Genomic DNA, 20,813 nt, shown 5'->3' with positions numbered 1-20,813 from the left:
AAGGACGGCCCCGTGTTAAACAAGTTTCCAATTTGGAAGTATTTACTTGTTTTAGCTGTGTTAGCCATTGGCCTTTTATATGCTTCACCAAACTTGTATGGCCGCGATCCGGCCATACAAGTTTCTGGCGCTAAAGGCACCGATGTCGACCTCAGTGTTGTAGACAAAGTAAACGCAATCCTCAAAAAAGATAACGTCAGCGCTAAATCGACGAAACTCGAAGACGGGCAAATTCTTGTTCGCTTTAAAAACGTTGAAGACCAACTTAAAGCGCAAGACTTACTGCGTAACTCGCTTAGTAACGATTATATCTCAGCAATCAATATGGCTCCTGCACAACCGGCTTGGTTAAAGTCGCTGGGCGGTAATCCTATGAAGTTAGGGCTAGATTTAAGTGGTGGTGTACATTTCACCATGGAAATCGATATGGTCACTGCGGTGGATAATCAGTTAGAGCAAATGGAGCAAGATTTTCGTAGCGACCTGCGCGAAGAAAAACTACGTTATCGTAGTGTGCGCCGCGTAGCAGGTTCAGAGCGTATGCGTGTAGAAATGCGTAACGAAGAAGATAAAGACGCTGCAGAGCGCTTTTTAGAAAGTCGTTACCCTCTAAACGTTTACATTGATGATAGCAGTAACGATAACGCATTCTTTGCCACTATGAGTGAGCTAAAGCTAAAAGAAATTCGTGATTATGCTATCAAGCAAAACGAAACAATTATTCGTAATCGTATCAACCAAATTGGGGTTGCAGAGCCAAACGTACAGCGCCAAGGTGCTGAACGTATTATTGTGCAATTGCCAGGGATTCAAGATACCGCTCGCGCTAAAGAAATTTTAGGTGCTACGGCAACACTTGAGTTTCGTGAAGTTGACGAAAATGCTGACATAAGCGCCGCTGCTCAAGGTCGTATCCCACCGGGTACTGAAATGATCATGAGCCGTGATGGTTATCCTGTGGTACTAAAAAAACGCATTATTCTTGAAGGTAGCCATATTACTGGCGCGCAGTCAGGTACAGATGAGTACCAGCGTCCACAAGTAAGCATTAAACTCGATAGTAAAGGTGGGGCAAAAATGAATGCCTTCACCAAGCGTGCTATCGGTAAACGTATGGCTACCGTGTTTATTGAATACAAGCCATCGGGTAAAAAAGATAGTGACGGTAAAGCACTTCCGCCAATTAAAGTGGAAGAAGTGATTAACGTAGCAACCATTCAAGCGCGTCTTGACCGTTCATTCCGTATTACCGGTATTGATAACCCAGCTGAAGCGCATAACTTAAGCTTACTTCTACGCGCGGGTGCATTGGTTGCGCCTATTCAAATTGTAGAAGAACGTACGGTTGGGCCAAGCCTAGGTCAAGAAAACATTGAAGCAGGTATGACCGCTGTAGCCTTAGGTTTTGCGTTTGTACTGGCCTTTATGCTTATTTACTACAAAGGTTTCGGCCTTGTTGCTAATATTGCACTGGCTGCCAACTTAGTACTTATTATCGGCGTTATGTCGTTAATTCCAGGTGCAACGCTTACCCTACCGGGTATAGCCGGTATTGTATTAACCGTTGGTATGGCTGTTGATGCGAATGTACTTATTTTTGAACGTATTCGTGAAGAGCTGGCCGATGGCCGTAGCCCTCAACAAGCGGTTCACTTTGGTTACGATAGCGCCTTTAGTACTATTTTTGATGCCAATATCACCACATTAATTGCGGCGATTATCTTGTTTGCTGTTGGTACCGGTCCTGTTGCAGGCTTTGCGGTAACCTTAGCAATTGGTATTTTAACCTCTATGTTTACAGCAATTATAGGTACCCGTGCGGTTATCAACCTATTTATTGGTGGCAAACGTGTTGATAAACTTTCAATTTAAGGAGCAGACATGCAAATTTTAAGATTGGGCGGAAAAACCCTTCGTTTCATGTCTCTTCGAAAAGTGGCAATGGGCTTTTCTACGTTATTAATCATAGCGTCGCTGGCGTCACTTTTTGTTAAAGGCTTAAATTTCGGTTTAGATTTTACCGGCGGTACAGCAGTTGAGGTAGGTTTTTCACAACCTGCCGATCTGAAAAAAGTACGTAATGTACTGGCTGAAAACGACTTTGCTGATGCATCGGTACAGCTTTTTGGCTCAAGCCAAGAAATACTGGTCCGTTTAGCCCCTCGCGGTGATGATGTAAAAGCAGAAGTGATTGGTAACCAAGTAATTGCTGCCCTTAAACAAGCTGATGATAGCGTAGTAATGCGCCGTATTGAGTTTGTAGGCCCAAGCGTAGGTGAAGACTTAAAAGAGCAGGGTGGCCTTGCCATGTTAACTGCGCTTATATGTATCTTAATTTACGTAGCATTTCGCTTTGAATGGCGCTTTGCTGTGGGTGCGGTGGGGGCACTATTACACGATGTAATCATTACGATTGGTTTATTCTCGGTGCTTGGTTTAGAGTTTGACCTAACTATTTTGGCTGCAATACTCGCCGTGATAGGTTACTCACTAAACGATACCATTGTTGTATCAGACCGTATCCGTGAAAACTTCCGTAAAGTACGTATTGACGACACCATTGAAATTATTGACCTGTCACTTACGCAAACACTTAATCGTACTTTAGTTACATCAATTACCACTATTTTAGTATTGATTGCACTCTTTGTATGGGGCGGCCAAACTATTCATGGCTTTGCTACCGCACTATTATTTGGTGTATTTATTGGTACTTATTCTTCAGTTTACGTTGCCAGCTCGGTGGCTATTGCCATGGGCGTAAGTAAAGAAGATTTAATACCAGAGGTGATTGAAAAAGAAGGTGCCGATTTAGACTCAATGCCTTAATTGAGATTAAATTATCCTTTTTAAAAAACCGCTCCTTGTGAGCGGTTTTTTATTGCTTAGCGTGTAAGACATATAATTGTCATACGAGCTTGATATTTTATCACTCTTATTTAATTTTGATCAGAGCTAGTAGTGACTGAGCAACGTAAAGCCTTAGAGTCAATTTTACAACAAGGGGCAATAACAACCTTGTTTCAACCTATTTTTGATATAACTAAGCAATCTATTATTGGGTATGAAGCGCTGAGTCGAGGCCCTAAAAATAGCCCATTAGCGATGCCAAATAAGCTATTCGAAACGGCTCATAAATATCAATTGATCTCAGAGCTTGAGCTTTTATGCCGTTCTCGCGCCATAGAAAACTTTGTAAAACTAAATCTACAAGGGAAGTTATTTTTAAATGTCAGCCCAAAAATTCTACTCGATCCGAGCCACCCTAAAGGCGAAACCTTACATTTAATTGAACAGTTTGGTCTTGCGGCTAATCGTGTGGTGATTGAAGTCACCGAACAAGAAAAAGTAGATGATGGCTTTTTACTGCTAAAAACCATTGCTCATTATCGAGAGCTAGGCTTCACTATTGCTATTGACGATCTTGGTGCAGGTTATTCCGGTCTAAAGCAATGGTCGCAGTTATGCCCAGATATTGTAAAAATTGATCGTTACTTTATTGATCATTGCGATCAAAGCGAAGTTAAAAAAGAATTTCTAAAATCAATTGTGGTGTTAGCACGGGCAACAAATACAGCGGTGATTGCTGAGGGAATTGAGCGTACTGAAGAACTCGATTTAGTTAAAAGTATAGGCATAAGTCATGTTCAGGGATTTTTGTTAGAAAGACCCAGCCAACAACCAAGCTATGACTATAACTGTAATCAGTTACAAGCATTTACATCGACTCAAGCAGGATCAAAGTTTGAACAATCAATGGCTATCGGGGTGCTTGCTGTTGCTCAGCCTGCCATTAGCAGTCACACGCGTTGTAAAGAAGCTCATGCGCTTTTTGAGCAAGACAAGCGCATAATTAGCTTACCCGTTTTAAATAGCAATCAGCAGCCAATAGGGCTGTTACACAAAGATCAGCTAACAGAAGTGTTTGCCGCGCCATACGGGCATGCGCTTTATGATAAATGTGAAGTCACTGAGTTAATGGATAAACAGCCTTTGGTGGTTGATGAAAATCAAATGCTTGATATTGTCTCTCAGCAAATAACAGAGCAAGACTTTGATATTCGTCGCCATATTGTTATCACAAGTAATAATAAATATTTAGGTTTGGCACCGCTCAGGGATATATTAAAGCACATTACCGCTGAAAAAATCCGCCACGCCCAACATGCTAACCCTCTAACCATGTTACCGGGTAATGTGGCAATTAGTGAAGTAATAGAGCAGCGTCTGCAACATAAACAGCCATTTTCACTAGCCTATATCGATTTAAATCATTTTAAACAATTTAACGATCTGTATGGTTATGCCAGTGGGGACAGCGTGATAAAACTTCTGGCCGATGTGACTGTAAAAGCGTGTGCGCACAGCGCTAACTTTGTCGGGCATATTGGTGGCGATGATTTTATGGTGGTGTTTGAAAAAAAAGATGCGGTGAAGGTTTGTAATACCATTATCACGCAATTTGAATTGCAGTCACGCGTATTTTTTACGCCAGAGCATATTGCTGGAAAAGGGTATTGGGCAACTAATCGAGAGGGCGAAAAGCAGTTTGTACCTTTACTTACATTATCGATAGGTTTAGTTGAGCCGGATCTGCAGCAGTGTAAAAATAGCCATCAAGTAGCGGCATTAGCCACAGATGCTAAAAAAGAAGCAAAACGTTATCGTCACAGCTACTTATTTATTTGTAATCGAAGAAGGCCTGCACCCGCTGTTGTGCGTTTATCCAATAGTAAAAAAAGTGGCTAACGAAAAACAAAAAAAGGAGCCTAGGCTCCTTTTTTAGTACGGTATTACGATTAACGTAATAACGACTCAGATAATACTGGGCGCATTTCACGAACAATCGCTTGTGTTAGCTTAGGTGCACCACAAATAACGTTACCGCTCACGTTGTAGTTATTACCGCCAGCAAAATCAACAACCATGCCGCCAGCTTCTTTAACTAATAGCTCGCCTGCTGCTGTATCCCACGGTTTTAAACCAATTTCAAAGAAACCATCAACACGACCCGCTGCAACATATGCCATATCAAGTGCTGCAGAGCCTGCACGACGAATATCAGCGGTATGTACGAATAATGCTTTAAACGCTTCAGAATAGGCATCTAAGTGGTGTTTTTGTTTGAAAGGGAAACCTGTTGCAAGAACAGAACCGGCAAGTTCAACCGTTTTAGATACACGTAAACGTTTGCTGTTTAACTGTGCGCCTTGACCACGAGAAGCGGTGAAAAGTTCGCCACGAATTGGATCGTAAATTACGGCTTGGTCTAAACGACCTTTAACTTTAAGTGCAATAGATACTGCGAAATGAGGGATACCCTTGATGAAGTTAGTTGTGCCATCAAGTGGGTCAACAATCCATTGGTAATCAGCATCCTTACCTTTGTGTTCGCCTAACTCTTCACCAACGATGCAGTGATCAGGGTAAGAACGTAAAATAGTGTCACGAATTACGGCTTCGGCTTCTTTATCAATGTTCGTAACTAAATCATTAGTGCCTTTTTGTTGCACTTCAACTTTTGATAAGTCTTCACTTGCACGAAGAATAAGCTTGCCTGCGTTACGCGCAGCGCGAACCGCAATGTTTAACATTGGATGCATGGTATTACCTTTGGGTTGTAAAAGAACGTTTATATATTTAAGCCGGCGTATTTTAGCGGTTTTTGCCATAAAGTAAACCATAAAGCCTAAATACTTGTGAGTGTTTTTTGTACAGGCATGATCTTTCAATATATTTATCGGAATAAAAACAGACAATAAATTTGTAAATTAGCGCTTTACCTAAAGTTAACTTGAGGTTTTATGATGTTCTATATTCAATTAACAGGAAGAAAGTTATGAAATTAGAACACGTAAATTTAGTTGTTAGTGACATAAACGCCATGCTTAAGTTTTACCAAGCAGCGTTTCCCTATTGGTCAATTAGAAGTGAGGGAGAAGGAACCTGGTATGGTAAAGCAAGGCGCTGGGTACATTTTGGTGATAACGAGCAATATATTGCTATAAGCGATCATGGGGAAAGGGAAAACCGCGACCTATCAGGACATCAAATTGGTTTGGCACACTTTGCCTATGTAACCAATAACTTAAATGCAGTAATAGCGCGCCTAAAACATGCGGGCTTTGCAATAAGTAAAGAAGGTGCTGTAAATCCATTTAGAAAAAACATTTATTATATTGACCCTGCAGGGTTTGAAGTTGAGTTTGTAGAGTACATGAGTGATGTACCTAGTGAGCGAAATAACGACTTATAATAAGAATGAAGCCAACTATTATGGCTTCATTCAATGTTTAGCATATTTAATAATGTTTACCATTCATGCCAAGTTGAGTTTTTAGATCATTTGCAAAGCTAATAAATTTTTCTTTAATAGTGCGTTTAACTTTAACTTCCACAGAGCCTAAAACAGTTTTTCCTTCAATGTGAATCGTTGGCCCTTGGCGTTTATTGAGTGACACTGTTTTATTTTCAAAACTGCCTAAAATACAAAACATTTTAGAAACTACATTAACGTGCTCTGGTACATATATTTCTTCGCTGCCAAAATAACAATTAACGTGAATAGTGACATGTTGGTGGGTAAAAATAGCATCCGTAAAATCAAGATTGATTGACCCCATGTAGTTTTCTATATAAATGTTTTGAGGAACTACCCATTGGCCGCTTCGTTCACTCGAACCAAGAATGCTTCTTAATGTAAGTGGCTCTTCATCAGTCTCATGCTGCGCGCTATAATTAGGTGCAAATTGAGAGTGCTTTTGCGCCTTATATTGCTGGTCAGTATTTAAGGTTAAATCTTCAACGAGATCCATAAGTGCTTTATTGTCACTCGCTGCCATCGCGTCGTCTAAGCGCCTTTCAAATGCTTCAACAGAAATAACACCATGGCTGTAATTATAAATGAGCTGATCAATCACTTGCTCACGAACTTGCTCAATAGGGCGGTCTTCAATTTTAACAGACATTTAAATTATCCTTTTATGGTTGCTAGTTATTTCAAAGCAAGCCTTATACCAAATATTAAATTGTTTAAATTCAGTGGTTTATGATTTTGGGTTTTTGATTCTTTATTATATTAACGACAGATTAACCAAATATACAATTATTTAGTAAGTTTCGCTATTCGAGAAACTTTTACGCAATAGTCTGTAAATGTTTACTTAGTAGGTTTAAGCCAATATCTACTATTTTAAATTAAGCTATTGAAATTAAAGGTTAAAAAATGTTGGCCCGATGCTCGCATTAGCTTAAGTGTCTTTAATCAAAAGGAGAACGATTATGAAAACATTTAATAAGTCTATGATTGCAGCCCTAGTATTAGGAACAACCGCAATGGGCGCTCAGGCAAGCAGTTGGGAAAACGAAAGCAAAGATGCTTGGATTGATGGGAAAGCAGAAACAGTATTGCTTATGAACACCAATCTAAATAACTTTGATATCAACACGGACGTAAAAAACGGCAAGGTAATGCTAACAGGTAAAGTAAACAGCGAAGTAGATAAAGAGCTTGCTGAAGAACTCGTGCTAAGCCTAGATGGTGTAACTGACGTCGAAAACAGTCTAACTGTGGTAAAAAACACCGACATGAAGAAGCATGATTCTGAAATGATGGGTAACGACACTGAAAGTGATTTAACAGATGCTAAAATCACTACAGTGATCACAACACGTTACTTATTTGATTCTGAAGTAGGTGGTACAGACATTGATGTTGATACCGATAATGGTGTGGTAACTCTTAAAGGTACAGTTGAGTCTGATGCTGAAAAGCAATTAGCGATGGAAATTGCTAAAAACGCTGAAGATGTTCGCAAGGTAGTTGATGAATTAACTGTTATTGCAGAATAATACACTATACTAAAGCCCAGCCCTGCTGGGCTTTTTGCTTTGCTAACATTATAAGGATTAAATTATGGATATCATTAGAATTATTTTTTCTATTTTATTACCACCACTGGGTGTGTTTTTACAGGTAGGACTAGGGATGCATTTTTGGTTAAATATTTTGCTAACTTTGCTTGGCTATTTCCCTGGATTAATTCATGCGATTTACATTATTGCCAAAAAATAATGTAGCAGCATAGCAGGACATTTAATACTGAGTTGCTAAGTGCTCCCAAAGGTATGTTTATTAGTTACTCAGGCTGCTATTAATAAATGGATTTGTTTTACAAAACTCATCACTAACAAAACCTCAAAGCCTACTATTTGAGCAGTTAGCTCCTTGATTGTTAAAATAAAGCTTTTTGCTAGTGACAAGCCCCTAAAAACTTTTTATACTGCAACCCGCTTTAGTCGCTCTGTGGCTAAACGCTTCAAAAATTAACTGCTTACAGTTATACAAAGATGGCCCCTTAGCTCAGTTGGTTAGAGCACACGACTCATAATCGTTAGGTCCCCAGTTCGAGTCTGGGAGGGGCCACCACTTTTCAAAGCTTTCCAAGTAAATACCTACTTACAGAAATTACCTTGTGCTACCTCTGTGCTACTTTAGAGTATAGCAATCTAATATAGCTATGTAATATTTTTGGCTTCGCGTTAGGTTTTTATTGTTTGACTTAATATGCTATGAATAGCTAGTTCATATAATTTAACTTTTTGCTTTATCTTGCTGAATTAAATGCATGTGGTCAGTATATGGATATTAAGTATAACTTCAAAAGGAGTGAGAAATGATTGATGCAGGTGCTGGTGCTACCATAAAGGCTATTGTACCCTATGGTGTAAAAGGAATAGTTAATCGATTGAAGGGGTTGAAAGAGGATTTCAGTACAAAAAAAGAATTAGATGACTATTACAAACACGTAAAATCTCCTTTTAAACCAGATACTATTTTAAAAAAAATAGAAGAAAAGTACCTTACAATTAGAACACTAGCTTTTCCTGAAAGGCTCGTCTCAATAAAAGATATTTATCACCCCCTAAAAGTTTATTTTCCTGATCGAGGTATTACACATGAAGTGGATGATAAGCAGCTTTTTTTTCTAGATAAATTGGTCGTCGTGGTTGGAGTCGCAGGACAAGGAAAAACTACAACTATTCGTAAACTTATACATAAAGAGCTCTATAAGGGAGAAAAAGGAAGAATTCCAGTAATGATTTCTATGAGAGAGGTTGACTGGAATGAAACAGATCTTGATATTTTTAAAGTTATTAGCAGAGGGTTAAGAGAGATTGGGATAGTTATTAACCATGCTGCTATTGAAACCTGCATGGTAAAAAAGTCCTTTTTATTGTGTTTTGATGGTTTTGATGAAGTTCCTTTAAACCAAAGGCAAAGCGCTTTAAGAATGTTGCTTAAAGGCTATACATATACTAGAAACCCACTTATCGTGACATCACGACCGAATACTGAAATTACTACTGAAATGGGTAACACCGAAATAGTAAAATTGAAGAATATAGAGCCAGATGATGTTGTGAAGATCATTACAAAGAACAAAAACCTTGATAAGTCATATAAAGAGTTATTAATCCGTTCTTATAAGGAAAATAACGAAATCAAGGGAGTAATAGTGACTCCTATTCTTGTAGATATTTTTACAGTTGTTTACGGAAGGGTTCAAATAACCCCCAAAAATATTGTTGAATTCTATGAAGAGCTTTATTACGGCTTAACTGATAAGCATTATCGCTTTAAACAGTTGGAAAGAGATAAAAAATCTAAGTTGAATAATTTGAATTTACTGAAAGTGTTAACTCGTGTGAGTTTTCATACTTCAATATCTTTAGATTCTCATTCATTTTCATACCCTAAAGGTGTTGAAATTTTCAAGGAATCTTTAGATAAACTTGAATACCAAGACGACCCGAGACATGTGTTACAAGATGTAGTTGATAGAACTTCTTTGATAATAAATGATGGTGATCAATATTCCTATTTACATAAGTCTATAATGGAATTTTATTCAGCGAAATTTATTGCTACTAGGTCTAATGATGCCAAGAAAGAAATATACAAATATATTTCTGACAATTACAGCTATAAATTTGAAAATGTTCTTAGGTTTCTTAAAGAATTGGATCCTTGCTATTTTTACGAATGTTTTGTGATTTATCAGGTTGAGCTGAGTGGTCTACTTGATCTTTTTGAGCTTGAAAAAATTCATAAAAATGTTGCCATGTTCATGAACTTTCCTCTAAGTATCTTATATGAAAAGAGTAATGAATATACACACGTACGGATTAAGGATTACAACTACTCTAATACAATTAATGCTTCATTTAGGTTAGCTAGTGTTTTTCAGGTTTTGGATTTATTTGAGTTAGTACGTACTCCTTCAATTATTCAAAGTATCCAAGATTGTGCTGTTTCCAGCAATGTTTCATTTTTAAATAAATTAGTTAAAAAAGGAAAGTGTTTACATTCGGAAAATTATTTTATTGAAGCGCAATCTAATAGCTACATAGAAGATATGAATTATCAATCAGCATATGATTTACTTATAGATGAGTGTTATGAGTGTATTGGTAAGGTTGAAGCGTTATCAATGAATAAAAGTATTAAATCAATAATAGATACAATGTATTCAAAGTTAAATGATTTAAAGCTAGAAAGAGATAAAGAAAATGATATAAACGATCTTTTGAGCAAGTATTAGAATTATTACTCTCGATTGGCTTTTGACAAGTTATCTATCAATGTTTTAGCTGACCTGTTATTCAAAAAGTTGAAATGAAGCTGATTGGACTTCCCTGCTTTCACTAGACAGTTTTTATTTCAGAATAGTACGCTTCTTCAAACTTAGCAGGTGAAATAGCGCGGTTCAAAGCCATTAAACATTGAGTTTAAAAAACTTTGAAGTAACTAAGCTTTGATTTTAAGTTTCTTTCATGCTGATTTTGCCTACATTTTCAAGTGGATATTTACTAACAGAAATTGCCGCGCTACTTTTAAATAAAAAAAGATAAATGAAGATTACCAGTTTTTGATCAAAGTAATAATTCAAGCATGGAAAGAAATAAAAAATTGTTGTACCCTTTATTTAATTAAACGAGGGAATGTTATGTCAAATAAAATTATGATCGAACGAAATATAGGCGTTTTGCGAGAGAAAATTAGAAACGCAGATACAACAACAGTTATGGGTTGTGTCGCTATTGCCACTAGCGCTGATATGTTATCTGGAGCAAAACTATCTAAATCGCAATATAGTTTCATTGTTAATAGTCGTCAGCGATGTAACTTAATAAAAATAGCTCTGTATAAAGATTTAACTAAGTTAATAACAGAGAAGGCCATACCTAAAATATTATCTGCTGCAGATCCAACCTCAGATTTATCTAAAGCTGCTTTTATGGCCGAAGCTACCGCAGACTCTATTGGTGAGGCTATAGAAGTAAAAACAGATATACCTGCATTCAAAACAGCAGCTGTTTTAAATGCATTGAGTACTGGTGTTCAAATAAAAACTATGTGGGACATACAAGCGATCGAAGATGGCTTTGCGCAAAGCCCAAGGCAGTTTGAAAAATTATTTGCCGATTGGAGAAGCTGGAATATTGAAGAGCGTTACCAGGTGGCCCAATGAAAAGACTATTAATATTATTATTACCAAGCACATGTTTTGCGCAATTTTCTGACTTATCATTATGTGAAAATAAACAAACCATGCTAGAAATGGATTTTTATACACATTGTGTAGGCATAGCGGATGCCTCTGTGCATAAGCTCAAGTCTGATATAACAACCAAACAACTTTATGATTACATTACAATTGGGCTTAAAGATGTAAGTGTATTAGAAAAGTACCTTTCTGATGATTTGATAGGAATAGTACATGCAATTATATCTATTGATCCAAACCCACTTTATTATACTACCGTCGGTAATAACATTTTAGTTATGACCAAAGACGGACTTAATATCTTTGAAAAGCACGATGGTTATTGGTTACAAAAGCTAGTATCAGAAAAGCCTAGTAGATAAATATGATTCCTATTAAAAGTAATTTAATACCGAGTATTGGTAATTACTTTTAATAAATTTCATTTATTTCTGCCTTGAAGCGGCCTAGCTCTTGCGACACAGCTCCGAGAGCTATCCCTCAACTAAGATCAAATAAGCCTAACTTTTTTAGTTTACCCATTCCTTTTAACAAAGATAAAACATGGTTTTATCATGACAACGTTAAGGCAATTGAACATCATTTGGCTGAAAAATACATTAAAGAAAATAACGATTAGCTAAAAAAATGAGCTTTAGGAGTGTCTATGTTTTCAAATTTAATCAAGCAGAAGCCAACGCAAAATTCGAAACTTTCAGACTTTGTGCTAAATTCTAGCTCAAGCGAGAAAAAGCGAATTTACAGCCAAGTTATTGAGCGAGCTATCTCCTCTCAAGTTCAAGTTGTAAACAAAGCATCTGCAACGCAAAGATAATAAATAAAAGTTCCTAAAAGGGGCTTTTTTTGTATCTAACTGATTATATGGCCGTTTAATAAAATACCCATCAACTACTTTCATTCGAATACATTTATTTATATTGGTAATAACTAGCAATAATTAGACGTGAGTTTGGTTTTTTCCTACAAACATTACTTAGCAAACGGCTTAAGTATTTCTATCTGAGGATAATTAACTTTGAAAACAGCCGCTAAAGTTGGTTAACTGTATTTTCTTACCAGAGACCTGATTTTTTATTGAATACATTGCAATAAACACAGTTGAATCTACTATTAAAGTGTTATGGGATTTTATTATAAAAATCTTTATTTTGTGACCTTTAATGTCGCTACTGTTAATTGTGTGCAGTATATAAAATACCGCTTTGTTACCCCTTAGGTGCTCTATGTTATTAAAACGAAAAGTATACCTCAGCCTTATTTTGGCTGTTGTTGCTCCTTTAGCAATATCTACTCTAATATTTTCAAATAGTATTCGCTCAAATACAGAAGACAAACTAGCCAAAGTAGATTTACCAACAGCGCTCAGTGAAGTGAAAAGCCAAATCGAATTAGAGTTATCGACTCCTATTATTGTTGGCAAAGAAATAGCGCAAAACTTATTTGTGCAACAATGGATGAATAATAATGAAGATGCGCAAAGCCGAGGTAAATTCATTGATTACCTCAAACATATAAAAAATAAAAACCAAGCCAGTAACGCATACATTATTTCTAAAAACTCCCGCAATTATTACACCGATGAAGGTATTTCTAGGCAAATAGACAGTAGTGATACTTGGTTTGATGCTTTTTTAGCATCGGATAGACCATTTGAAGTAGCACTCGACATAGATAAAGGTAGCTCTGAGGTGATGGTATTTATTAATTATGCCATTGAGCTTGATGGGCAACGACAAGGAATTGCCGGAATAGGCCGTTCGCTCGATTCTATGGTGGATCTCATAAGTGAATATAGAATAGGAGAGGGCGGCATTGTTTATTTGGTCTCTGGTAGTGGCGAGATTATGCTGCATGGTAATAAAACTAAAATTGGGCAATCTGTTGACTTGGCGCCGATTAAAAATGGGGCAATTCAAAGTAAAGTAATTGATGGTGATGACTATGTTGTCTCAAGTACGCCAGTAAATTCATTAGGTTGGCATCTAGTCGCTGAAATTCCCCAAGAGCAATTATATGGCGCAATTAATACTGCTATTAATACTAATATCATTTTTGGTGTAATTATTGCGCTTGTAGGTTTAGCGTTAGCACGCGTGTTAGTAGGGCAAATATTTAGGCCAATCGAAAACATTACTGCAGCGGTGAATGCGTTGACGGAAAAAGATGGTGATTTAACGGCACGACTCCCTACTGATGATAATAATGAAATTTCAGACTTAGCGGTTAAGTTTAATCTGTTTTTAGAGCAGTTACATTATATGTTCAAACAGGTTTCTGAGTCGGCAATTCATGTTAAAGGTATTTCCCAAGATGTGCTTGAGCAAGTGCAAGGTGCGGCAAATTTAGCTGAAGTGCAATCATCGAGTACGCAAACGGTGGCGGCAGCCGTTAATGAGATGGAGGTTACGGTTCAGGATATTTCTGGTAGTGCCAGTAATGCGGCAGATATTGCTACTAAAACCGAAGAAACGACGCACAAAGGGGTTGAGTTTGTGCAAAGCACGATTAAACAAATGGAACAACTGGAAGCGTCAATGGCCAATTCTGTGGCCTCGGTGTTAGAGCTTTCGACAGAGATTAAATCAATTTCTCATGTATTGGATGTAATTAAAGGGATTTCCGAGCAAACTAACTTATTGGCGTTAAATGCGGCTATTGAGGCTGCTAGAGCGGGTGAGCAGGGCCGTGGCTTTGCGGTAGTTGCTGACGAAGTAAGAACGCTTGCGCAACGTACCGCGGAGTCTACGGAGCAAATTAATGAGATGATTGATTCGTTAAATGCTAAAGCTTCAAGCACGGTAACAGCGATTGAATTAGGCAGCAAAAACACCCTAGAAAATGCCGAGCGCTTAAAAGAAACCGGCCATACATTAAATGGTATTTCACAGGAAATTGTACTACTAAGCGAGTTAAACAACTCAGTGGCTACTGCAACGCGAGAGCAAACATTAGCAACCTCAGAAATTAGCCAAAATATTGTGATGATTTCCGATTCGGCAGAGCAAACCAAAGAAAATATGAAAAAGTCAGAGCAGCTTTGTAACGGTTTAAATAAAGAATCGAATATTTTAAGGGATTTACTGGGCAAGTTTACGCTTTAAACACGATTTAATTAAAAAATCAGTTGAGCGAGGAAACCATCATAGTTATAGAGCTCTCGCCTATAACTATGATGTTGTAATGGCGGTTAGTTTTTACGGTAAATCTCGTGATCCATTTCGTAAATATTTACGCTTAAACTGTCAGAGGCTCTGCAATACGTTTGCAAGCAGGCTAGTAATTGCTCACTTAGTAGTTGCTTTTGCTCAATGGAACGCCCAGCCATAATATGCACCGCAATATGAATAAACCCTTCTTTACCCACACCTAACTGATAATGCTGATAAGCAATAGCGCGAGTCTTTATTGTTTCTAAATCAAATAAGCCACTTTCAAACGTTGTTGTATGGATTTTTTCCACAAGAACTTGAGGTAGTAAAGGCAGATCTTCTGAGTGTTCAATAATAATGTGTGGCATTTAACGTATCCTCTTTAGATTGGTTTATTTAATTATACCAAACGGGTTTGTACACGCTAACCCCATAACGCTTAATTTTTAAAAATGTGGCTTGAACATATTTTTAGCAATAAACTATTTAAGCAATTACAAGACCTGTAGCGTGTTTAATTTTAGATTTATTATGGCAAATATTTTTGGTTGATACGTTTTATGTCAATTTGTGGTGACTTATACGAAGAGTACACAAGCCAGTTGGTATTTGTAATAAAGGTTAAGCCAGAGGTGCGACTAAATGCGCGTTCGGGAAGGCGTATTACGTCATGATGGCTGTTGGTTGATAAGTCGTAATAACTCAAACGGTAATCACCTTGTTTTACATTAAAATAGTAAATACGCGATTGCGCTAAGGTGTCGCCTTCAAAAAAATACCACGAATTATGATTCGATAAATTAATTTCGCTAACCAGTGGTTGTTCAGTTTGGCTATTTGGGTCTTTTATCCATAGTTGATTAGTTGCTTGGTTGGCAAAAATTAAAGCGCCTTGCTTGTTTTCATAAGCGTATAGTGTTGGTGAATCTATGGCCTTTGCGAGTTTATTACCCTTTAAGTCGAAGCGATAAACGTGTTGATCATTCGCTACTAATAGGCTTTTACTATCTGCAGCCCAACTCGGTTTTCCATGGTAACTAAAGCCTGTGGGTAATGACTGACTTGATTCGGTGTTAAAGTCATAAAGGTATAGCGCATGCTCACCAAGATGAGAAGCAACAAAGGCAATGTAATTACCATCAGGTGACCACACCGGGTTGTAAATATTTGCACTGAGATTAGTAAGCTGTTTTCGTGAGGTACCGTCTTGATTTGCAGTCCATAATTCCATTGAGCCCGATTCGTTAGATACAAAAACTAACTTTTTTCTGGCTTTACTGTAATCAGGAAAGCGCGTATTAAAGTCGCTTGATAATACCGGAAAAGGCGAACTTGCAACCGCATTACTGGTTTCTACACGCATTAATGCAGAGTCGATATTCCATTGATGAAAATACAAACTGCCATCATGTGCATATTCTGGGTAACTTAACCCATCGATGTGCGCATTGATCATTTGTTGTGTTTTGAGGTTATAAAAATAACCTTGGCGCTTGCCTTTTTTAACACCCGAAAAGACAAGTTGTGGCTTATTGGGATGCCAATCAACGCCTCTCATATCAACAAAACCTGAAGTTAATTGCTTAGCATGAGCTGTTTTTATGTCGATTAAAAATAATTCTTCAAAACCCGTTGGTAAATTACGCGATACCACCAGCTGTGTCGCATCTGGTGAAAACACAACCGACTCATCGGTATATTGGCATGCTGACGTACAAGGGACTTGAGTAACTGTGTATGGCGATGAGGTTAAATCGACAAGGTTAAGCTGGGTAAAATCATTATTTTTTTCATCTTCACTAATATAAACCAGCTTAGTGCCTGTTGCATTAATGTCTATATCGGTACTGGTTTTACTTCCGCACAGCCCTATAACAGTGATATTGCCCGAGGCGATATTTTGCTGAATGACTTCACAGCCTTGAGCAGCTTTACGGCGGTAATAATAAATAAACGTTAAATCATGTCTAAATACCGCTCTGCCCTCAATGAATGGGGTGTCGGTAAGAGCTATTGCAGCTTGTTCGGATAAATGTAAATCACGTAAGTATAAATTGGCTTTATGACCAGGGCGGCGCCACGAATACGCTAAAAAATGACTGTCATTAGAAATAGCCGGAAACAACTCTCTTCCTGGGCTGGTGGTAATTGTTTCAATGTAATCGTACAAACGCGCTGCTTGTTGCGATTGAGCAAGTGGCTGCTTTGCGTTTTCAAAAAGGGCGCTATAACCCCAATAGCTACCTAATAGTATAACGATAGCAAGTACGCTAGCGTAAATATACCCAGAGCGAAGCGGCATATTGTTAATGCTATTAACAGGCTCTGGCGTTGTTGGTTTTTGTACTAACCGGTAACCCGTTTTACGCAGTGTTTCTATATAGGTATTGTCGGGGTCGAGTTCTTTAAAGCTTTTACGAAGATGCCATATGGCATTTGTCAGTGCTTTTTCGCCCACATATTGATTACCACCCCACACATTCTCTATTAGTTGCTCACGCGTTACTGCGTTTGGATAACACTCTACCAAGTAAACAAGTAGTTCTATAAATTTAGGTTGTAATACACAGGTTTTATCGGCACAAAACAGCTTATTTTCAAACACCGATATTTGGCATTTTCCAATTGAAAATGTCTGTTGAGTATTCATAGTTTGTGTATTTAAACCTCTTGATTAATTACGTTACTAGGCAGTGTTTAATGCAAAATAAAGCGATAGTTGGTTAACATTCGATTTTACATCATTCTAACACGAAAACCTTAAGTGTATGATTATAAATAAATAGATATTAAATAGATATAAAATAGGGATATAAACGAGACACCTCTCATTGTGCTTTTATTCACGATTACTTACAACATGTTATTAGTAAAATAAACCAATTGGTACAAAACAAATTTAATAACTAAAAAGTTAATCAAAAACGATTTGTACTAATGGAATAATAAATAATAAGGGAAGTTTGTGAGTAATATATCAACAAAAAAATGCGCTTTAGCATTGGCTATAACAGCCAGTTTATCTGGGCATGCAATAGCAAATGACGAGGCTATTGCTCGTCAATCAACGGCTAAAGCAAGCGAAGAAGTGGTACAAGAAGCACCAGAAAAAATAACCGTAACGGGTTCGCGTTTAAAGCGTGATAGTTTTTCGGTAACAACCCCGCTGGTAACTATGGATAGAGCGTCGATTCAGGATACAGGCCTAGGCAACCTTTCAGATGTATTAATCGATAACATGCCTGCACTGAGCGAAAGTATTGGTAATACAACCAGCCAATCAAGTATTTCGGGGACCGGTTTATCAACGGTGCAGCTTCGCGACTTAGGCGCTAATAGAACGCTAACGCTTATTGATGGCCGCCGTGTGGTATCAAATAGCTATGGTGGTAACTATGTGAGTTTAAATACTATTCCAAGTGGCATGGTGGAGCGCGTTGAAATTATAAGTGGTGGTGCGTCGGCCACTTATGGAGCTGATGCGGTAGCCGGTGTAGTGAATATTATTACCCAGTCAAAAAAAGAAGGCTTTGAATTTCAAGCCCGTGGCGGTGAAACAACAGATGGTGGCGGTCGTGAGTTTACGCTTGATTTAAACTACGGAACGTCATTTGCCGATGATCGCGGTTATGTATTTGTCAGCTCAAACTGGGATCGTGATTTTGGCATGACCTTTTACGACCGTGACCGCGCAAAAATAGAAGCGGCGCATAGTTATGATGATGAGTTAATGTGTAATCAAATGTACACTGCTGATGGTTATCAGTGTATGAGTGGTATTACACAAGCTGATTGGGCAAGCAAAAGCGATGGTACCTTAGGCGGTGTATTTTTAGAAAGCAGCCGAAACGATACCCAGTTTTGGTATGACGGGCAAACGCTGCGTGATGACTGGAAAGGTAATGAAGAAATTTATGGTATAAATTCGTCACAATACGTCATGCTTGATGTACCTAGCGATAACTTTTCGACCGCGATAAAAGTAGATTATGATGTAACAGACGACATTATGAGTTACTTCCAAATTCAATATAGTAAGAGTGGCTCGTTCAACGATAAGTCACCAGAAGATGAATACGAAGGGGCTTACGTACCTCGCTACGACCCAGTGACTGGTGACCCTATCGATGATATTGCGCCCGGTTACATTCCTATTGATAACCCATACGTGCCACAAGAAATTATTGACAGCAACCCATACAAAGACCGTATTTATTGGGATCGTCGCTTTGGTGAAGTAGGTAATATCAGCACTGATAACGACCGTACGACCATCCGAACTTGGGCAGGCCTACAGGGCATGATGTTTGATGATACATGGGATTGGGATATCTCTGCTGGATACGGGCAATTCAAACAACATCAAATCCGTAGTAACGAGTTAAATACGGTACGTGTCAATCAAGCACTGCAAGCTGAAAAGCTAGCCGATGGCACTATTCAATGTAAAGACGCCGAAGCGCGAGCGCAAGGATGTGTCCCGCTTAATCTATTTGGTGAAGGGTCTATTACCCCTGAAATGGCTGACTGGATCCGTACAAACCCGATTATTGATACTGAGATTCAGCAATATACGGTAATGGGTTATATCACTGGTGACCTATACGAATTACCAGCAGGTAATGTGTCTGCAGTATTTGGTGCAGAGTACCGTAAAGATTCACAAAGCCTAGATACCAGTGATGATATGAAAGCGGGCGGTATTACGTTTAACGTTGTGCCTTCTTTTTACGGTGAAGTAGAAGTGTATGAGGTATTTGCTGAACTTGCGGTGCCACTACTTAAAGATGCGCCATTTGCTAAAAGTTTGTCGGCAGAAACGTCGCTGCGTTTAGCAAATTACAGCATTGATAATATCAGCACTGTTGCCAGCTATAAGCTAGGCCTTTTATGGCAACCAATTGATGGATACATGCTACGTGCCAACTATGCACGAGCACAGCGTGCGCCGACTATCACGGAATTATTATCACCCCCTCGCGGCGATTTTGATTCATTTGATGATATTTGTGATGGTCTAACAGCAACATCAACAAACCCAGGACACGATAACTGTCGTTTAGAGCCAACCTTGGCACAAAAGCTAGCTGATGATCCTAACTTTGAATTTGAAAGTGAAGACAATAACTACTCGCCAAATACAGGTAATCCAAACTTAAAAGAAGAAACAGCCGATACCTATACCTTTGGTATTACTGTATCTCCTGAGTTTTTAGATGGCTTTAACTTAGCGGTGGATTACTACGATATTGCTATTGTTGATGCCATTGATGAAATAAGTAACGAAAACATCATGCGCGAATGTTATGACTCAGAGGCTGCGTGGGGCAGTGATAACGAATACTGTAACGATATTACCCGTAACGACGAAGGTAACATTGTAAAAATTCTACAGCGTGAATATAACTTGGATGAGTTAACTGCGCGCGGTTACGATGTCGTTGCAACTTACAAATATGACATAGGCAGCTATGGCAACTTGTCATTTAAGCTTGATTACAATCACATTATTGAAAACTCGCAAACCTATGAAGGGTTAGATGGTAACAGTGTTACTTCACAGTATGCAGGTTATGGGCGCTCAAAAGATAAAGCCGCTATGTCGATTGTATGGAAAATGGATGATTTACGTATCCGCTGGCGTACAAATTACGTAGGCGCGTTTAAAGCAAGCCAAGAAGATGAGAAAGACTACCTTGAGTATGTTGCTGCAAACGATGAGCGCTGTGCTGCGGGCGATGCCGGTTGTATTGCAAACCCAGAGCCACTTGCGTATCAAGATTATGGCTCATTTTTAAAGCATAGTTTATCAGCGTCTTACACTCTGGCACTGACTGATAAAAGTGACTTACGTGTATTTGGCGGTATTAACAATGTATTTGACGACAAAGGGGCATTTTACCCAAGTGGTCGTGGTAACTTTTATAGTGGCTACGGCGGCGGTGCCGGTCGTTATGTTTATCTAGGTGCACAATATAGCTTTTAATAATCTTTAGCTGTATTTGTTTGCAAAGGCACTCCCTCGGGCGTGCCTTTTTTATTGTGTATCTTGCTGCGAAATACCCTTTAAACCATTACAGTATTGAGTTGGTGG

The 20,813-nt window shown here is 38.4% G+C and carries 16 protein-coding genes and 1 tRNA gene; 13 read left to right on the top strand and 4 right to left on the bottom strand.

Translation table 11 applies throughout. From position 1 onward, the window contains the following. Positions 1-12: 12 nt before the first annotated feature. From secD to PISS_RS13990, 3 genes are all read left to right on the top strand, one after another. Entirely contained in the window at positions 13-1,872 is a 1,860-nt protein-coding gene (secD, locus tag PISS_RS14000; RefSeq protein WP_058155302.1) for a protein translocase subunit SecD, read from the top strand. Between the two features lie 9 nt (positions 1,873-1,881). Further along, the gene (gene secF, locus PISS_RS13995) at positions 1,882-2,829 is read left to right on the top strand and encodes a protein translocase subunit SecF (RefSeq protein ID WP_013465987.1); all 948 of its coding nucleotides are present in this window, start codon (positions 1,882-1,884) and stop codon (positions 2,827-2,829) included. A gap of 132 nt (positions 2,830-2,961) precedes the next feature. Next, a complete protein-coding gene (locus PISS_RS13990; protein WP_058155301.1) occupies positions 2,962-4,749 on the top strand; it encodes a GGDEF domain-containing protein in 1,788 nt (595 codons plus the stop codon). A gap of 50 nt (positions 4,750-4,799) precedes the next feature. Here the strand turns inward: PISS_RS13990 and suhB are convergent, their stop codons facing one another. Continuing rightward, positions 4,800-5,603: an inositol-1-monophosphatase gene (gene suhB, locus PISS_RS13985; RefSeq protein ID WP_010391751.1), complete on the bottom strand. Its 804-nt coding sequence runs from the start codon at positions 5,601-5,603 to the stop codon at positions 4,800-4,802. Positions 5,604-5,839: 236 nt separating this feature from the next. On the opposite strand from suhB, the gene PISS_RS13980 reads away from it, so the two are divergent. Beyond that, positions 5,840-6,256 carry a VOC family protein gene (locus PISS_RS13980; protein WP_058155300.1) on the top strand — a complete coding sequence of 139 codons (417 nt, stop codon included), beginning with the start codon at positions 5,840-5,842 and terminating at the stop codon, positions 6,254-6,256. A 46-nt stretch (positions 6,257-6,302) separates the two neighbouring features. Here PISS_RS13980 and PISS_RS13975 read toward each other — a convergent pair whose 3' ends face one another. Next, positions 6,303-6,968, bottom strand: a complete 666-nt coding sequence (locus PISS_RS13975; RefSeq protein WP_013465984.1) for a LiaF domain-containing protein — start codon at positions 6,966-6,968, stop codon at positions 6,303-6,305. 313 nt (positions 6,969-7,281) lie between these two features. Here PISS_RS13975 and PISS_RS13970 point away from each other — a divergent pair, with 313 nt between their 5' ends. From PISS_RS13970 to PISS_RS13940, 8 genes are all read left to right on the top strand, one after another. After that, positions 7,282-7,851 carry a BON domain-containing protein gene (locus tag PISS_RS13970; RefSeq protein ID WP_013465983.1) on the top strand — a complete coding sequence of 190 codons (570 nt, stop codon included), beginning with the start codon at positions 7,282-7,284 and terminating at the stop codon, positions 7,849-7,851. Between the two features lie 64 nt (positions 7,852-7,915). Next, positions 7,916-8,074, top strand: a complete 159-nt coding sequence (locus PISS_RS13965) for a YqaE/Pmp3 family membrane protein (RefSeq protein ID WP_008466367.1) — start codon at positions 7,916-7,918, stop codon at positions 8,072-8,074. 277 nt (positions 8,075-8,351) lie between these two features. After that, positions 8,352-8,428 (top strand) — tRNA-Ile (locus PISS_RS13960). Positions 8,429-8,675: 247 nt separating this feature from the next. After that, complete coding sequence (locus PISS_RS13955) at positions 8,676-10,604, top strand: NACHT domain-containing protein (protein ID WP_058155299.1); 1,929 nt, start codon at positions 8,676-8,678, stop codon at positions 10,602-10,604. Between the two features lie 405 nt (positions 10,605-11,009). Further along, a complete protein-coding gene (locus PISS_RS13950; protein WP_058155298.1) occupies positions 11,010-11,534 on the top strand; it encodes a hypothetical protein in 525 nt (174 codons plus the stop codon). After that, positions 11,531-11,932 (top strand): hypothetical protein, encoded by a 402-nt coding sequence (locus tag PISS_RS13945; RefSeq protein ID WP_058155297.1) that lies wholly within the window; start codon positions 11,531-11,533, stop codon positions 11,930-11,932. The genes PISS_RS13950 and PISS_RS13945 overlap by 4 nt, the downstream gene beginning before the upstream one ends. A gap of 284 nt (positions 11,933-12,216) precedes the next feature. Continuing rightward, a complete protein-coding gene (locus PISS_RS18930; RefSeq protein WP_167380514.1) occupies positions 12,217-12,384 on the top strand; it encodes a hypothetical protein in 168 nt (55 codons plus the stop codon). A 409-nt stretch (positions 12,385-12,793) separates the two neighbouring features. Beyond that, positions 12,794-14,671 carry a methyl-accepting chemotaxis protein gene (locus PISS_RS13940; protein WP_058155296.1) on the top strand — a complete coding sequence of 626 codons (1,878 nt, stop codon included), beginning with the start codon at positions 12,794-12,796 and terminating at the stop codon, positions 14,669-14,671. An 86-nt stretch (positions 14,672-14,757) separates the two neighbouring features. Here the strand turns inward: PISS_RS13940 and PISS_RS13935 are convergent, their stop codons facing one another. Together PISS_RS13935 and PISS_RS13930 are read right to left on the bottom strand one after the other, a co-directional pair. After that, a complete protein-coding gene (locus PISS_RS13935; RefSeq protein ID WP_013465979.1) occupies positions 14,758-15,087 on the bottom strand; it encodes a 5-carboxymethyl-2-hydroxymuconate Delta-isomerase in 330 nt (109 codons plus the stop codon). Between the two features lie 161 nt (positions 15,088-15,248). Further along, positions 15,249-17,369 carry a winged helix-turn-helix domain-containing protein gene (locus tag PISS_RS13930; protein WP_058155295.1) on the bottom strand — a complete coding sequence of 707 codons (2,121 nt, stop codon included), beginning with the start codon at positions 17,367-17,369 and terminating at the stop codon, positions 15,249-15,251. 315 nt (positions 17,370-17,684) lie between these two features. On the opposite strand from PISS_RS13930, the gene PISS_RS13925 reads away from it, so the two are divergent. Continuing rightward, positions 17,685-20,705: a TonB-dependent receptor domain-containing protein gene (locus PISS_RS13925; RefSeq protein ID WP_058155294.1), complete on the top strand. Its 3,021-nt coding sequence runs from the start codon at positions 17,685-17,687 to the stop codon at positions 20,703-20,705. The last annotated feature ends 108 nt before the right edge of the window (positions 20,706-20,813 follow it).

It is taken from the genome of Pseudoalteromonas issachenkonii, from assembly GCF_002310795.1.
Taxonomy (GTDB): domain Bacteria; phylum Pseudomonadota; class Gammaproteobacteria; order Enterobacterales; family Alteromonadaceae; genus Pseudoalteromonas; species Pseudoalteromonas tetraodonis.
The sequence above is the reverse complement of the archived record's forward strand: the minus strand, read 5'-3'. Positions and strand labels throughout refer to the sequence as shown.

What these genes read in the sequence shown, in the direction of transcription:
- PISS_RS13955 (WP_058155299.1), top strand. Translation starts at nt 8,676, where the DNA reads ATGATTGATGCAGGTGCTGGTGCTACCATAAAGGCTATTGTACCCTAT.
- PISS_RS13945 (WP_058155297.1), top strand. Translation starts at nt 11,531, where the DNA reads ATGAAAAGACTATTAATATTATTATTACCAAGCACATGTTTTGCGCAA.
- secF (WP_013465987.1), top strand. Translation starts at nt 1,882, where the DNA reads ATGCAAATTTTAAGATTGGGCGGAAAAACCCTTCGTTTCATGTCTCTT.
- suhB (WP_010391751.1), bottom strand. Translation starts at nt 5,603, where the DNA reads ATGCATCCAATGTTAAACATTGCGGTTCGCGCTGCGCGTAACGCAGGC.
- PISS_RS13930 (WP_058155295.1), bottom strand. Translation starts at nt 17,369, where the DNA reads ATGAATACTCAACAGACATTTTCAATTGGAAAATGCCAAATATCGGTG.
- PISS_RS13970 (WP_013465983.1), top strand. Translation starts at nt 7,282, where the DNA reads ATGAAAACATTTAATAAGTCTATGATTGCAGCCCTAGTATTAGGAACA.
- PISS_RS13935 (WP_013465979.1), bottom strand. Translation starts at nt 15,087, where the DNA reads ATGCCACACATTATTATTGAACACTCAGAAGATCTGCCTTTACTACCT.
- PISS_RS13940 (WP_058155296.1), top strand. Translation starts at nt 12,794, where the DNA reads ATGTTATTAAAACGAAAAGTATACCTCAGCCTTATTTTGGCTGTTGTT.
- PISS_RS13965 (WP_008466367.1), top strand. Translation starts at nt 7,916, where the DNA reads ATGGATATCATTAGAATTATTTTTTCTATTTTATTACCACCACTGGGT.
- PISS_RS13950 (WP_058155298.1), top strand. Translation starts at nt 11,010, where the DNA reads ATGTCAAATAAAATTATGATCGAACGAAATATAGGCGTTTTGCGAGAG.
- PISS_RS13980 (WP_058155300.1), top strand. Translation starts at nt 5,840, where the DNA reads ATGAAATTAGAACACGTAAATTTAGTTGTTAGTGACATAAACGCCATG.
- PISS_RS18930 (WP_167380514.1), top strand. Translation starts at nt 12,217, where the DNA reads ATGTTTTCAAATTTAATCAAGCAGAAGCCAACGCAAAATTCGAAACTT.
- PISS_RS13975 (WP_013465984.1), bottom strand. Translation starts at nt 6,968, where the DNA reads ATGTCTGTTAAAATTGAAGACCGCCCTATTGAGCAAGTTCGTGAGCAA.